The sequence below is a fragment of the Spirosoma jeollabukense genome (assembly GCF_054777855.1).
In genome coordinates, this window is sequence record NZ_BAAHAD010000015.1 from 1 (window position 1) to 14054 (window position 14054).

17 protein-coding genes and 1 tRNA gene are annotated in these 14054 nt (G+C 46.3%); 4 read left to right on the forward strand and 14 right to left on the reverse strand.

Translation table 11 applies throughout. From position 1 onward, the window contains the following. Positions 1-138 precede the first annotated feature (138 nt). Entirely contained in the window at positions 139-537 is a 399-nt protein-coding gene (locus tag ACYVEA_RS31125) for a transposase (RefSeq protein WP_461117274.1), read from the forward strand. Positions 538-542: 5 nt separating this feature from the next. Further along, positions 543-1439 (forward strand): IS3 family transposase, encoded by an 897-nt coding sequence (locus ACYVEA_RS31130; RefSeq protein ID WP_461117275.1) that lies wholly within the window; start codon positions 543-545, stop codon positions 1437-1439. 407 nt (positions 1440-1846) lie between these two features. On the opposite strand, the gene ACYVEA_RS31135 is transcribed toward ACYVEA_RS31130, so the two are convergent. The 3 genes from ACYVEA_RS31135 to ACYVEA_RS31145 form a co-directional block, all read right to left on the reverse strand. Further along, complete coding sequence (locus ACYVEA_RS31135) at positions 1847-2239, reverse strand: IS630 family transposase (RefSeq protein WP_461117276.1); 393 nt, start codon at positions 2237-2239, stop codon at positions 1847-1849. Positions 2240-2304: 65 nt separating this feature from the next. Continuing rightward, a complete protein-coding gene (locus ACYVEA_RS31140; protein WP_461117277.1) occupies positions 2305-2778 on the reverse strand; it encodes a helix-turn-helix domain-containing protein in 474 nt (157 codons plus the stop codon). Positions 2779-3012: 234 nt separating this feature from the next. Next, positions 3013-3348 carry a hypothetical protein gene (locus ACYVEA_RS31145; RefSeq protein ID WP_461117278.1) on the reverse strand — a complete coding sequence of 112 codons (336 nt, stop codon included), beginning with the start codon at positions 3346-3348 and terminating at the stop codon, positions 3013-3015. Between the two features lie 218 nt (positions 3349-3566). On the opposite strand from ACYVEA_RS31145, the gene ACYVEA_RS31150 reads away from it, so the two are divergent. Both ACYVEA_RS31150 and ACYVEA_RS31155 read left to right on the forward strand, forming a co-directional pair. Beyond that, positions 3567-5078 (forward strand): tyrosine-type recombinase/integrase, encoded by a 1512-nt coding sequence (locus tag ACYVEA_RS31150; RefSeq protein ID WP_461117279.1) that lies wholly within the window; start codon positions 3567-3569, stop codon positions 5076-5078. 325 nt (positions 5079-5403) lie between these two features. Further along, positions 5404-5709, forward strand: a complete 306-nt coding sequence (locus ACYVEA_RS31155; RefSeq protein ID WP_461117280.1) for a hypothetical protein — start codon at positions 5404-5406, stop codon at positions 5707-5709. Here ACYVEA_RS31155 and ACYVEA_RS31160 read toward each other — a convergent pair. The 11 genes from ACYVEA_RS31160 to ACYVEA_RS31210 all read right to left on the reverse strand — a co-directional run bounded on the left by ACYVEA_RS31160 (position 5706) and on the right by ACYVEA_RS31210 (position 13933). Further along, positions 5706-6161 (reverse strand): alpha/beta hydrolase, encoded by a 456-nt coding sequence (locus ACYVEA_RS31160; RefSeq protein WP_461117281.1) that lies wholly within the window; start codon positions 6159-6161, stop codon positions 5706-5708. The two genes, ACYVEA_RS31155 and ACYVEA_RS31160, sit on opposite strands and share 4 nt — an antisense overlap. A 357-nt stretch (positions 6162-6518) precedes the next feature. Beyond that, positions 6519-7115, reverse strand: coding sequence for a short chain dehydrogenase (locus tag ACYVEA_RS31165; RefSeq protein WP_461117282.1), 597 nt, complete (start codon positions 7113-7115; stop codon positions 6519-6521). A gap of 85 nt (positions 7116-7200) precedes the next feature. Next, on the reverse strand, positions 7201-8064 hold the full coding sequence (locus ACYVEA_RS31170) for a helix-turn-helix transcriptional regulator (protein WP_461117283.1): 864 nt from the start codon (positions 8062-8064) through the stop codon (positions 7201-7203). Then, positions 8036-8407 carry a hypothetical protein gene (locus ACYVEA_RS31175; RefSeq protein ID WP_461117284.1) on the reverse strand — a complete coding sequence of 124 codons (372 nt, stop codon included), beginning with the start codon at positions 8405-8407 and terminating at the stop codon, positions 8036-8038. The genes ACYVEA_RS31170 and ACYVEA_RS31175 overlap by 29 nt, the downstream gene beginning before the upstream one ends. 190 nt (positions 8408-8597) lie before the next feature. Then, positions 8598-8744 (reverse strand): S41 family peptidase, encoded by a 147-nt coding sequence (locus ACYVEA_RS31180; protein ID WP_461117285.1) that lies wholly within the window; start codon positions 8742-8744, stop codon positions 8598-8600. A gap of 8 nt (positions 8745-8752) precedes the next feature. Beyond that, entirely contained in the window at positions 8753-9439 is a 687-nt protein-coding gene (locus ACYVEA_RS31185; protein ID WP_461117286.1) for a S41 family peptidase, read from the reverse strand. A 13-nt stretch (positions 9440-9452) separates the two neighbouring features. Then, the gene (locus ACYVEA_RS31190; protein ID WP_461117287.1) at positions 9453-10103 is read right to left on the reverse strand and encodes a DUF4386 domain-containing protein; all 651 of its coding nucleotides are present in this window, start codon (positions 10101-10103) and stop codon (positions 9453-9455) included. A 435-nt stretch (positions 10104-10538) separates the two neighbouring features. Continuing rightward, positions 10539-10612 (reverse strand) — tRNA-Arg (locus ACYVEA_RS31195). A 134-nt stretch (positions 10613-10746) separates the two neighbouring features. Beyond that, positions 10747-11529: a LytR/AlgR family response regulator transcription factor gene (locus tag ACYVEA_RS31200; RefSeq protein ID WP_461117288.1), complete on the reverse strand. Its 783-nt coding sequence runs from the start codon at positions 11527-11529 to the stop codon at positions 10747-10749. Next, positions 11526-12650, reverse strand: a complete 1125-nt coding sequence (locus ACYVEA_RS31205; protein ID WP_461117289.1) for a sensor histidine kinase — start codon at positions 12648-12650, stop codon at positions 11526-11528. The genes ACYVEA_RS31200 and ACYVEA_RS31205 overlap by 4 nt, the downstream gene beginning before the upstream one ends. A 164-nt stretch (positions 12651-12814) precedes the next feature. Further along, positions 12815-13933 (reverse strand): sensor histidine kinase, encoded by a 1119-nt coding sequence (locus ACYVEA_RS31210; RefSeq protein ID WP_461117290.1) that lies wholly within the window; start codon positions 13931-13933, stop codon positions 12815-12817. Positions 13934-14054 lie beyond the last annotated feature (121 nt).

A 14054-nucleotide genomic window follows, 5' to 3' on the forward strand; every position in this document is an offset into this window, starting at 1 on the left:
GCCGGGTGGCGACTCGTTATGAAAAGACGGCGATCAGCTTTGCTGGCTTTGTCTACTTAGCCTCAACTATGATTTTACTACTTTGATTGTCCACAGACCCTAATATAGGTTGTCAATTTTCACCAAAAATTGACAACCATGGAAGACCACATTCGCGACCTGCTGAGTCGCTTTCAGTACAGCGAACAACTCCGGGAGACGGCCGTGTTTCGTATTCTCTTCGGCGGAGAAGAAGTTAGCCAAGTGATGGAAGATTTAGGCATTCATAGTGGCTACACGATTCGTAGCTGGGTGCAACTCTATCGTCAGAAGATGAAGACGGGCCTGTTAACTTTACCCGCCATGAAGCAAGCACAAAAACGCGACATGGCAGCTCTCAAACAGCGCAACGAGGAGCTGGAACAGACTCTGCAGCAGGCCAATCTGTTAATCCTGGCACTTAACACGATGATTGAGACCGCTGAAAAAGAACTAAATGTGCCGATCAGAAAAAAGTCTGGCACCAAACGGTCTTTAACCTTCGTGAGAACGAGATAGCAAAGGTGAGCGTCGGAAGCCTTTGCCGACTGTTTGGTGTGAGCCGACAAGCATTTCATGCAAGAAAACAACGTGCTCAGCGATCGGTGAGCCATGCGATGTTAGTACTGGACCTGGTGACGGCCCTCAGACGAGATGTGCCTGGCCTGGGCACTCAGAAATTACATCTTTTGTTGGCCGAACCATTAGCCAAAAGTGGCATCAAATTAGGTCGTGACAAGTTGCACAAGATCTTATACAATCATGCTATGGTTATCCGTCAGGGTCGACAGGTACCCCAGACAACTGATTCTAATCATCGCTTACAGAGATATCCTAATCTGCTTATTGATAGGGTTATAGATGCTCCCAGACAGGTTTGGGTGAGTGATATAAATTATTTGTATATTGGGTTAGGATTTGGCTATCTATCGTTAATAACGGACGCTTATTCAAAACTGATTGTTGGGTACTGCCTGCATCCATTCTTAACAGCAGAAGGTATTTTAAAGGCCCTGGATATGGCTTTAGCTACCCATTTGGAAAGGGAAGAAGAACTGATTCATCATTCTGATCGAGGCAGCCAATATTGTAGTTTTGACTACGTTCGCAAGTTAAATGGAGCGAACATTTTGATTAGCATGACGCAGCAAGGCGACCCTTATGAAAACGCCATCGCTGAACGGGTGAATGGCATATTAAAGACGGATTTCCGGCTGAACCGAGTGTTCGTTACTTTTGAGGAGGCTGAGAAGGCGGTTGAAAAAAGTATATACAATTATAATCACCTGCGCCCGCACATGAGCTGTGGTTACCTGACTCCGGTGATGGCTCATCAGAGTGAGCATCCGCTTAAAAAGCACTGGAAACCGAAGGTATATAAACGGTCAAAGGTTGTCCGAGACCAGGGCCAATTTGGGTAAGTCCATCTGTTTCATCTATTTTGACAACGCTATACCAGGATTACTATTGACCAAAAATTGCTGACCGAAAAACTGACAACTTATTTTCAGGATCAGACAACGGTCAACTTTTTCCCGGACGATACAATAAATTGATTTTTGAGTAAGAATCGGAGGTTTTCGTGAACGGTAGTCGGGTAGGAGGGAAGGGGCTGGAAACGGCCCTTTTTTAGTACAATAAACCTGTTCAGTTTAGTAGTTCACAGTTTTTGACGAGGTAGTGGTTTGTTTGGACGATAACTGACTAACAAAGCACAATTCTTATTGACCCGTGAATTAATCCGTAAAGAAGGCGACTTCCTTCTTGTGGAAGAAAACCTGAATCAGTTTTCGATTCGTCTCTAATAAACGAATCTGTTCTAAAACCGCTATCGTAAGATCGTCCAAGGAAAGATAGACTTGGTTTTCAGGCGCTGTTTGATCTGGTTCCACACTAACTCAGTCGGGTTTAGCTCTGGACTATAAGCTGGTAAACGTTCTAAATGAACTCGACCAGGGCGCTCTTTTAAAAACGCTTTAACGGCTTCTCCACGGTGAATCGAAGCGCCATCCCAGATGATAAGCAAATCGCGCTTGCGGTAACGACTACACAATTTTTCTAAAAACCAGACGATATCTTCTCCACTGAAGGAGTGGTCCTGACCGGCTACATAAATGCGGCCATTGGGTGCAATAGCCGCGATCAAACTTAGATGATCCCGTCCTGCTTGCTCTACTAACACAGGCGTTTGACCGCGTGGTGCCCAAGTTAAACCCAGCATGGGCAACAAATAACAGACGGTCCGCCGTTGCGGCCGACTCATCGACATATAAGATGACCCGTTGTTCAGTTTGTGCTTTTTTTGAGTTCGGGTAAGCGTTCGGCTCGCCATTGTTGCACTCGGTGAAAATTCTGCTGACGCGCTTTGGTCTGTGGTTTTTGGCGGGTCCAGCCTACTTTCTTCAGTAAACGCCCTACTTGAGAGGGATCATAACTGACTCCAAACACTCGTTTGATAACCTCATTGACGCGGGGCCTGGTCCAGATATGGCCAGGAAAGCCATGCCATTCGGCCCCTTTGTTCAACTCCTCAATTAATTGAGTCAATTGCTCATCCGTCAACCGACAATCGGGTCCCTTAGGCTTGCGCCAAGCTAAACCAGCTTGCCCATCCTGCTGGTATTTTTTGAGAGTTCGGCTTACCCAGCCCTCCGTCAGACCCAAGGCTGTAGCAATTTGGGTTTGTTTCCAGCCTGCATCTTTCAATTGAGCACAGCGTCGACGTAATAGTTCGTAGTCAGATGGTTTATATGTTGCCATTTGTACCAAATACAAATCTTTAGAAGCCTACTCACAGATCAATAAGTTCTAAAATCTAAAATGGTTGGAGAAGGAAAAGGACATAAAAATGAAAAAGTACAATATCCAGCTATTAATTAAAGTAGCAGTGTATTGTACTTTTATAAGAGTCGTTGTATAACTATGATTATGTTATTCGACTTTAGTTAGAATAGCTCTCTGCTACTCCAGTATGTCAATATGGGAAAGATTCAATTATTTCTCATAAGACTCGATTACCTGAATAACCCCTACAATGTTACTATTGAACTCTTCTAATTCTTCGGCTAGCACCCACAATTCGTTATGAATGGGGCCACCTACATTTTCAATATTATACTTCTTTAAATAATCGCTATTGACTTCAAATTGAGTTACGTATCCATTTCCATAGGCAGGTACATTCCATTCCACTGTAATCTGTCGAGCGTACTCAATGTTAGTTACAGGATAGAAAATTGGCTGTTCAGGTAACCGGGGTGGAAACTTAGTCCAGTTTGATTGTTCAATTAGATCTATTTTGCTAACAGGCCGGAATAGAGTTGTTGTCATTATCCTTAAAAAATCTGTTGTATAAGTGCCGTTATGTTAACCAGCTACCGTTTTGTCACCGTTTGGACAACAATGTTTCCAAATTATACTATCTTCGACAAGTAGAACTGGCCCTAATATAGGGACAAATTACCCAACAAAATTCTGTATTAGCCGACTCCGGCATCGCCACGTGGAGCGAGTTACAGCAGACAAGCCGGTACGTATCAATAGAGCTGATGGACACACAAGCCCCCGAATTTCACACCCGCGATGAACAGGAATTAATGTTGGCAGTCACCAAGAACCCTCACCATAAAGTCCTTATTCTGTTGATGCTCGATGCCGGCTGTAGACCGACTGAAGCCAGAACGCGGAAATGGGAGGATTGTGATTTTCGCGCCCGGACGTTGAAAATTGACAGCTTGAAAAAGCGTAAGATATCAAAGAATCAGCATCGTATCATCCCCATGTCACAGCGATTATACGATGCGTTTGATACGCTGTTGAAAGAAGGTGTATCACCGAAAGGTTTCATCTTTCCCGGCGATGATGAGGGGCATTTGTCGCGATCAGCGGTTTACATGATGCTGAAGCGAACCGGGGAGAAAAACCCGGCCATTGGTAAGACCAAACCTCATAAGCTTCGACATACATTTGCGACCAATCTTCGCGCAACGGGTACTGAGCTGGGCGACATTCGGGATTTATTAGGCCATGAGAATGCCCAAACAACGCTGATCTACGCCCATGCTGATCCGAACCGGCTACGGGCCCAGATCGATGCATCAGCCCCCAAACCGACATTTTTACAGAAATGGAAAGCGCAGTTGTTTCCTCCTAAACGTAGCATCATCAATCTGTTAACACCCGATACTGATTTTCTGGTAGGCCGGGACAGGGAACAGAAACAGATTCAGGGACTCGTCAGCCGGGGAATCAGCGTGTTAATCACGGGGCCAATCGGCATTGGCAAGACGCATCTGCTGCAAAGCCTGAATTTCGAGAAACGGACACTGGTTATCGACGATACCAGCGATTTCAAGATGAGTATTAAAGCCGCCATCTTACATGTTTGCGGAGACAAGGAAACAGCCGCAGCCATGCTGTTCCAGACCAGCGATGTAAAGTCGGTTGAGGTGAAACTATCGACAGCGAGTCTGCCTAATCTGGTCCAGACGCTGAAGGACGTAACGAAACCCGGCGAGTATCTTTTGAAAATTGGCAACCTCGACGGAATTACACCCAAAGTGGTGAAAATACTGGAGGAGTTGAAAAATCACTTTTGTATCATCACCACGGCCCGTAGCATCAAGATGGAAGCGGCTAGTTTCGCCTGGTCATTTGAAAAGGTGGAACTGAAACCGCTAGGTCGGCCTGACAGCCTGAAAATGATTTATCGGTTGATCAGTGATGTGCAGGTGACAGACCTCTACGCCGTAATGACGAAGATTTATGAAACATCGGATGGCAACCCGCGCAAGATTCGGGAATTGTGCGATCGGCTACGTAGAGAACCGTTCGTGAATCTGGAAGCCGCTACTGAAGTCGCCGACGCGTACCTGGGGCGTCAGACTGAAGAGTTTGATTTCAGTATAATTCTGCTGTTGATACTGGGCGGCTTTGTGCTGCTGCGGTATATCGGTAAGGAGACAGGGGAAAAAGATCTTCAATTTATTGGTGCCTGTATCATGCTGGTGATGATGTTTGCCCGGTATTTTTTCCGATCGGCGAAGCGCAAAAATTTATAAGTATCAGCTTATATTTTCAGGTGTTTATAAAAGCCCGGCTGTTTTACGGCCGGGCTTTCTACCTGTCCAGGGATTTCGTATGGAATCCAGAGCAAGGGCTGAACTAAGCTGAGGCAAACCCCTTCACCCTGGGCCGTCCTGAACGTTAGCTCTACACGTACCTGGCGTTTACCACCGCTCATATTCTACCGAACTGCACCCTGCCACAACCCGTTCGCAACGGGTGCAATGTGGTCAGTATGTCTGCCGCTTGTTTCCTGTTTTATCCCCCTACTCGACTAAGCCTGTAAACTGCCACGTTCTTCACCGTTTAACCAATTGTATCATGATCAAAAATCGAAATCTTTCCGATCTGAGTCTACGCTGGGGTGTCATTGATCACCGATTTCATCCATTATATTACCTGCCAGTTACGGTTCGAATTCTTATATACGCTGATTTTAGCAATGCATTTTCTGGTGGACCGTTCGGGGGACTGGACCATGTAATCAGCACGTTACAATATGATCCATTTTATTGGGTCCGCTTCCAGGTTACCAAGGCCAGTCGGGTCAATGACCCTTCGGCCACGGCAGAATTCCGCTCGAAGCGGCTGGATCAGATTACGTTGTCCGACTATGACCAGATCTAGTTTTTTGGCTTTAACAGTGGCGCATCGGTTCTGACGGCGGCTGAGGTAACGGCTTGAACAGCCGTTGTATTGACCCCTTTCTCCATGTGGTTAGCGATGGCCATAAAAAGAGTTTTGTTTTCATACGTATTGGTTTCAAGAACTGGTTTGCTCTCGGTGAGTAGCTTGTGGCTATCCCACCAAAGGGAGGCATCAATCGCTACATAGGCATTAAATAAGTCGTTATGATGAACTAACGTATGTATCATCAGTAGCCCGCCGAGGGAATGCCCCATCAGTAGTTTGTAGAGTGCGGTTGGATAGGTTGAGTCGATATACGGAAATAACTCCTTTTCCAGAAACGAGAGAAATTTTCCTCCCCCGCCCGACTCCCTTATCCCATCCGTATTCATTGCCGCTGTAGGAGTGAGGTCTCTACTTCGATTGGTATTGGGTATGCCAACCACAATCAACGGGGGACACCCCCCATACTCACTAACCGCTCAACCAGTAGAGCAACAGAACGAAAATTAGTTTCGCCATCTAACACATAGAGCACCGGATATGTCTCTTTTGTGGTCACCCTTGTCTTTTTACCAGCTTAAGGCGTGTAAATCAACAATGGTCGCTACTCCTGAAGTACAGTTGACTGTATACCGTCGGCATAACCTAAGCTAAAATCTGGTCCGGATTAGGCTCTTGTGCATAAAGTCGAAAAAGTGCAAAACGCAGTAGTAAAAAGGTAATTCATAACATTGAGCATACTCAAGTGCGGAATTTGAATGTATTGCATTGGCTTATGGCAAAAGTGGGTACTATCGTTTTATACGTTAATACGGTTTTATAATTTGGCCCGTGTTCGCACCCAATACAGCTTTGCGAAAGCCATATTCCAGTTGCTGCATGGTTACAGGAATATCTCCGGGGAAAAAGGGGAAATACTGGGGCGAATCTTCAATAACTGTTGGGCTTACGGCATTAATACGAATACCATTTTCCAGTTCAATCGCGGCTGCTCGCACAAACGCTTCAACGGCCCCATTGGCGGCTGAAGCATTGGCGAAGTTTACTTGCGGTTCATGCGTCAACGCGCCAGTGATCAGCGAGAAGGAGCCTTTAGGGTTAATATAGTGCTGGCCAATAAGCACCAGGTTAATTTGCCCCATTAGTTTACCTTCAATACCTCGCCGGAACTCTTTATCGGTCATTTTTTTCCAGGGACCAACATAGGTTGGGCCAGCGGTACAAATGAGCGCATCAAACGCACCGATTTGCCCGTACATAGCATCAATGGATTCCGTTGATGTAATATCTACCTGAATATCAGTCCCTTTGGAGGCTGCTTTAATTACTTCATGTTCTCCTTCAAATGCACGACTTAAGTACTTTCCCATGGTGCCTGTTGCACCGACGATGATGATTTTCATTTGTGTAAATTTGTTGTCAGTATTTACACAAAGGTATGGTAACCAGTAGGTTAGCTTATAGGACAAACATGGAGTTTTATAGTACTTACCCAAAGTTTTGCCGGAACGCTTCAGGTGTATAGCCCGCGTGTTTTTTGAAGAATCGGATGAAATAGGAAACGTCCTCGTAGCCCAAATGGTCGGCTATCTCTTTTATTTGATCAGGCCTAGCCAGCAGGTACCGTTTTGCCTCCAGAACAATCCGTTCATTGATTAATTCAGAGGTAATTTTGCCCAGGGAAGTTTTCGTAATCTCGTTCAGCTGATAGAGTGATAGGTTCATAAAGCCTGCGTATTGAGAGGCTAGCTTATGCGTAGTAATGTGCATTTCCATCAAGTCTAAAAACTCCTCTAAACGCTCCTGCGTATATTGATTAATTGCTACTGGCGGACCATTCGGATTCGGGCTTTGCCGGAGAAATTCGATAAAGAATATAGCCAGATGGGCTTTAATCATATCCTTATAGCCTTCTTCTTTATCCGTGTATTCCAGATACATGGCGTTTAACGTAGCCAATATTTTGTCAAACCGGCTGATCTCCAGTTTACAATAGTTTTTGCGGCTGGCTTTTCGTAATCGCTGGATGGATAACTTCGTATTGGGGTTGTAAAATTCGGCATTGTATTCTACCAGGAATCCGCTGCAACCTGCTTTTAAGTCAAGTCGATGTACCTGTCCTGGGCGCAAAAAGAAAATAGAATTATTTAGCACTTGATAGGATGTGAAATCTATTTCGTGAATTCCCTCACCATTTTTTAGAGCAAGAATAAAAAAGAAATCATGCCGGTGTAGATCATGAATTAAATCAGTTTCACCCACCAGATCCTGAAGCCGACGAATCGTAAATCGTTCGGCCGTTTGTACGTCGGGATATGCAGCCCTAATTTGCCGAATGGGAATTTTTTTCATGGTAGTGGTGCTTTAGCATCGCCAGATAGGCACAGGGTAGTACGTTAAGGTGGGCTTTTCGCCGTTCCTCAACTATATTCCCATCACTGACATATAGTTTGATACCAGTAAAGTTCCCCTTGCTTGCTTTAACAAGTTCAATGTGCGTATTATCGTCCAGCACAAACCGCCTGTTGGCAATGTATTTTAGCTCCGTTTGCAAACCGCCAGCCTCCGTATGCTTACAGAAGAGTTTATTTTTATTCAGGTAGATGGTTAGTGGACCGTATGTGCCCATATACGCCCGGAGTACGTCTAGTGGCAAAGGTGCTGCCTGCGCAACGGCAGGCAGCTCGTCAAGCAAAAACGCTACCTGGCGTTTTTCCTGTTCAGTCGTTACCGATATGTAACTGCTCGACCAATGCCAACTCCTGCGCTTTAACTAAGGCTTGGCTGGCCTCAATTGGCACTGTCGGAATGACCCCAGTTCCTTCCCAATCCGTGTGTGTAACCGGATTTAGTGAACGGGCAAATGGGATCGAAATGACAATGCCCTACCCTATCGAAACGGGCTTCGTTGGATGAGCGCCCCCACCCGTCCTTTCACCGACTATGATCGCTCGTTTAGCCACTTGCATCCCATAGGCAAAATCTTCGGCACCGGAAAACGTACAGTGATAGGTCAAAATATAAATGGGCATGGACAGCACTAGCTGCCGGGCCTTCTCAGGATCGGCAAAAAAACCGTTGTGTCATTGGTTGACCGGTTGATCAGGTCATTCATATGGGTTTTTGTCTTGAAGAAATAACTCTCCAATAGACTGACCATTTCCGGGCTGCCGCCCATGTTTTCTCTCAAATCAATGATCAGCGCATTTGTATTGGCGACAAATTGTAGCCAGGCCGTAATAGTCGGTTGAGCGCCAGCCAGGTCCGGTACAAATCCGGTGAACGGGAAGTAGCCAATATTACCGGGCAGCACTTCGACTTTCCGGAAAAGATAGTTGTTGGCTCGCCAGTACTTTTTGGCTTGCCTCATTTCTTCCTCAACGGATGAAGTACTCCCCGGCGTAGCGGTGGTAAACGCTGGATTGTAGTCTATGAACAGATGCGGATCATGATGAATGGCGGACAGATCCACCTGTAATTGCTTTACCAACTCGTTGGGGGAATTGGCCAGCGTAGCGTATGCCTTCTTCTGTAATCGGGCTTGTAAGTATACGCTCATGCGGTGAGCTTCCTGCGGAAATATATAGTGTCGGTTCAAACTGAGCGTGATCGAATCAATCAGTTGAGGGATATTTATTGCCGGACGCAGTGCAGGTTGCCCGGTACAGAAATAGGGAATGGCACAGGCCGACAATACCAGGAAGGTAAACAGGTTGGATAGTTTCATAAATAAGTGCTTACTAGAAGGATGGTCTGAATCCTTTAACAATGAGGTAGATACCTAACGAGAACTCAAATAGGGCAACAGGAACGGCAGACAGTGCCGCCAGTGGAGCATGTCGTCTAATGACACCGAAAAGCACCGCCATGTAACCTGCGATTAGCAGGGGTGCCCCCACAAGTCCGATCAGTGAGAGGGTTCGGGGCGCCAAGCGTGATTTATACAGCAGGAATCCCAGCAGCATGTCGCATACGGCCGACATGAAGCTTTGTCCGAGCAGGAAGATGCGGTCATAAAGGGCAACAAGGGCATGGCTAGTGGTTAACGCATCGGCTCCCGCTCCGGCCTGCCGCAACGTCACAATTGACAGCAGGAACGCCACACCCACGAAGATGGTGCCCGATTCCAGAATTCGCGCAGCAACCAGCCCTAATGCGAACCCTTCGTTCTGCTTCCGGAGTACTGGATACAATGTTACAGCCGTGCCAATGCTAGCCAGGGCCACAATTATTTCGAGGATACCGCCGATGATGATAGCCGTGTCCGGTCCAGGGCCTACGACGTAGTTCGGTTCATGGATCGAGCCGTACAAAGTGATGGTTGGGATGGAGACAAACGTAAGCAGGTAAAGTATACCGGCGACCAGCGAGGTCTTTTGCCGGGAGCTCATTGGGAATATATTATTCTCTATATTTTGTTTGCTGTCATGTAGCAGCTTAGCCTCTCGTTTTCTTTTCTGTTTATACTTATTTTTATTCCACTCTTCAATTATTATTTCATGAGCATATAAGCTGACCTTTTTGAATTTATATATTTTTCCAAAATGGATAAATACTCGTTTTCTCCATATCTTATGTTTATAAAACTACATGTATCTATTAGTAGGGTTATTATTACTTAATCAGTATAATAATAGTTATTTACGACTTTTTCAATCGAGTTTGTATTTTTTATTCCTTGTACATACGTGGTTTCTTTACATCTAATTTTTAGCCTGATTTATAGTTACATACTGCTTAAGGTCAATGTTTAATGTTGTGCCTACCGTTGTAACTGAAAGTAAATCAGCTAGCCAAGAAAATAGTTAACTAGCTGATTTTCAATGTGATCCCGATTGGATTCGAACCAATGACCGCCTTCTTAGAAGGAAGATGCTCTATCCAGCTGAGCTACGGGACCAGATAGGTAAGCAGTTAGTCGTGAAAAGAAATACTTAAACGATCGACTGTGTACCTTTTGCCAGCGAAAAATAATGGCGCTGGAATCAATAATAAGGCAAAAGTACACCGACGGCGGGTATTTTCAAAAAAAGACTACTTACCCATCCACTGTTTAAAATCACTTACCTTCTCGCGGCTGACCAGGGCTTCTTTTTCAAAAACGGGTCGCAGGCTCAGGGCCAACCGATTACCGAAGTAGGGCTGCATCTGTTCTACTGCCTGGTGAGTAACCAGCACACCCCGATTGATGCGAAAAAAACGGCTTGGGTCAAGGGCATCGGCGAGCTCATCGAGGGTGTAGTCGACCAGAAACTTCTGGCCTGAGTGCATCGTGAAAAAACTATAGCGCTCATCAGTAAAGAAATAAGCAATGTCACCCACTTCGACGGATAGCATTCGCTGGCCCTGACGTACCAGAAAGCGCTGCCGATACGTGCGGGGCGTATTGCCCTGAAGCTGCTGTAGCAATTTCTCAATTTTGAACGCTGGCTGTTCGACGGATTGTCCGCGCAGATCCTCATACTTTTGTAAACTGCGTTGCAAGTCCTCCCGTTGTACGGGTTTTAGCAGATAGTCGATGCTGTTGACTTTAAACGCCTGTAGAGCATACTCATCGTAGGACGTAGTGAAAATAACGGTGCTACGTACCGGCGTCCGCTCGAAAATCTCGAAACTCTGTCCATCCGCCAGCTCGATGTCCAGAAAAATCAGATCAGGATCGGGCTTGCCCGTTGACCGATGGCTCTCTAACCAGTTTACTGTATCTTCAATGCTGGCCGTTACGCCCACAACGGAAAGTGTAGGACTGACATCGTGCAGTAATTTCTGGAGTTTACGTACAGCTAATTCTTCATCTTCGACGATTAGGGCGTTCATGCGTTAATAAGGTTTTTTTGGAGTAGAGGTAAGGTAACTTTAAAATAGTCGGGGCCAGGTTCAATAACTGGCTCCGTTTGTGCTAACAGCTGATACTTAGCCCGGATGTTAGCCAGGCCAACCTGTGTCGACTCAACCCGGTTGAGCTCATGACGGGTCGTTTTCTTTTGAAGATTATTACTCACCTGAAGATGCCCATCCGCCGTGATCAGAATGTTAATGTAGAGAGGGCGGCTGGAAAGAATGACGTTATGCTTTACCGCATTTTCGACTAACAATTGCAAGGTCAGAGGTGGCAGCCGATACTGTCGACATGGTTCGGGAACCTGCACATCGAGATGGAGCCCGGCACCGTGCCGGGTTTTCAACAGGTGATAGTAAGAGTCAATAAAATTCAACTCTGCGTCGAGGGTTGTTAATTCATCGCCATCATCGGTTGTCGGTTCGTCACCAGCAGGCCGGTTGGACTGGAGCATATAGCGATAGACGCGCGCCATCTGATCTACAAACTGTTCGGCCCGTTGGGGTTCATCGGCAATTAACGAAGAAAGGGAATTGAGGCTGTTAAACAGAAAATGGGGGTTCACCTGACTTTTCAGCCCCTGTAGTTTCCCTTTCAGATTTTCCTTCTTGAGCTTCTCCTTATTCACCTGATGCTGCTGCCACCGGCTCAGCGAATAAGACGTTTCATAAATACCCACTAGGAGCAGTATGGCAATCAGATCAAAGCCGAACACGGCAGGTACCGTGTCGTAGGTGAGCCGCGAACTGAACGGTTTATAGCGAATGATAAACCAGGTATAAACCGTTAAAAATGACGCTGATAATCCAATGAACGCTAGTGTCGTCAGACCAGCGCGGAGCACCGTTTGGCGTAGTTCGGGATACCGTCGGGCAATGGCGTCGGCAGCCCAGTCGTGGGTTACGAAGGCAAGGGTCGATAACAGCAGAATGAAGGCCGTTGCTCCCAGAAAAGTATGCCATTCCTGCACGTAGTGCTCCCCAATGAGCAGATAACTGATCATCGGCACAAACCAGGGCATCAACAGAACGTACGACCAGCCACCGCGCGTTGTTAAGCGCAGCCAATGGCGGATATGATCAAATACGATTCTGGTCATGAGTAATTGTTGGTTCTTAATGCCGGTTAATTACGCGTGATAAAGATAGCGGGAATGGTGTAAAAACAGGCGTTTGGGTTGAGTCAAGTGCAAAAACGGGCTGGCGAACTGGGTGAAAATATACCTGATTTGTTAGGGGGTAACGACGCGTTTCAGCCAGCGAATTATTGGACCAGCAAGGGGAGCGCCACCCGAAAATACGTATCGGTTGCTTCCACTAAAACGGGTTCTTCGTTCAGTAACTGGTATCTGCCCATCAAACTTGTTAATCCGGCCCGAATGGTTTCCAGCCGGATGGCTTTCTGTTGTCGGTTGTTGGTCACCCGAAGCCAGCCGTCTTCAGTAATTTCTATTGCAATAACTAGTGGTTTTGCAGGCGTCATAACATTGTGCTTAACGGCATTGTCAATTAGGGTGAGTAAACTCAAGGGGAGTATGCAACGGGTTACATAATCCGGACGAACAGTGGTTGGCCGAACTATGCTCAGGCTATTGTTATACCGGATCTGTAGCAGATCGGCGTAGAGATCCACAAACTCAAGTTCGGTTTGGAGCGACACCAATTCACCCTTTGTCTGATCGGTACACGTAGCATTACAACTGTTGCGGGTAAGCATATACCGGTATACCCGCGACATTTTATCGACAAACTCTTCGGCTTGCTTTGGCTCCTCACCAATCAATACCGAGAGCGAATTGAGCGCGTTGAATAAAAAATGGGGATTCAATTGACCTTTCAGCGTATCATATTGATTTTGAAGCGCTTGCCGATGCAATTGTTCATCTTCCTTTAATTCCTGCTTCCATTGCGCATACGTATAGACCATGCCCAGAATGATGCATAAAAATGCGTCGAACAGCAAGCCTATTACCCAAACCGGCCAGACGATCTTCCAACTGAACTGAACGCCCGTTGCCGGGAATAGGCTGTATACCCATACGTAAAAAATACACAGCCCCACCGTCATCGTGCCTACCGTGATGAGCATCACCAGGGTGCGCAGAATCGTTTGCTGCATGCCCGGATAATGCCGAATTGTCCACCGTACGGTTAGCCTGAACGCCACAACCGAGAGCCCGTAAAGCCCCAGCGCGACCAGCGTCCCGACGCCAAACGGTAGCAGATTATGGAAGTAGGGTGAACCAATGAAGTAATAGTTAGCAACCGGAAAAAGTATCGGCATGATCAGGACATGCCATCGCCACTCGTATTTGAAAAAGAGACGAGGCCGATAGGTATCTACGGCGAGTAGGGGAGACCAGTTGTTGCTTAATGGGATCATGAATCGAATTGTCAAAATTCGCCGACGCCAGGGTGTTCTTTAGGTCAGACTTGCATTAACTGGAAAATAGATTGTATGAATTGAGAAAAACAGTGTATGAACTGTAAATAGCCACACAATA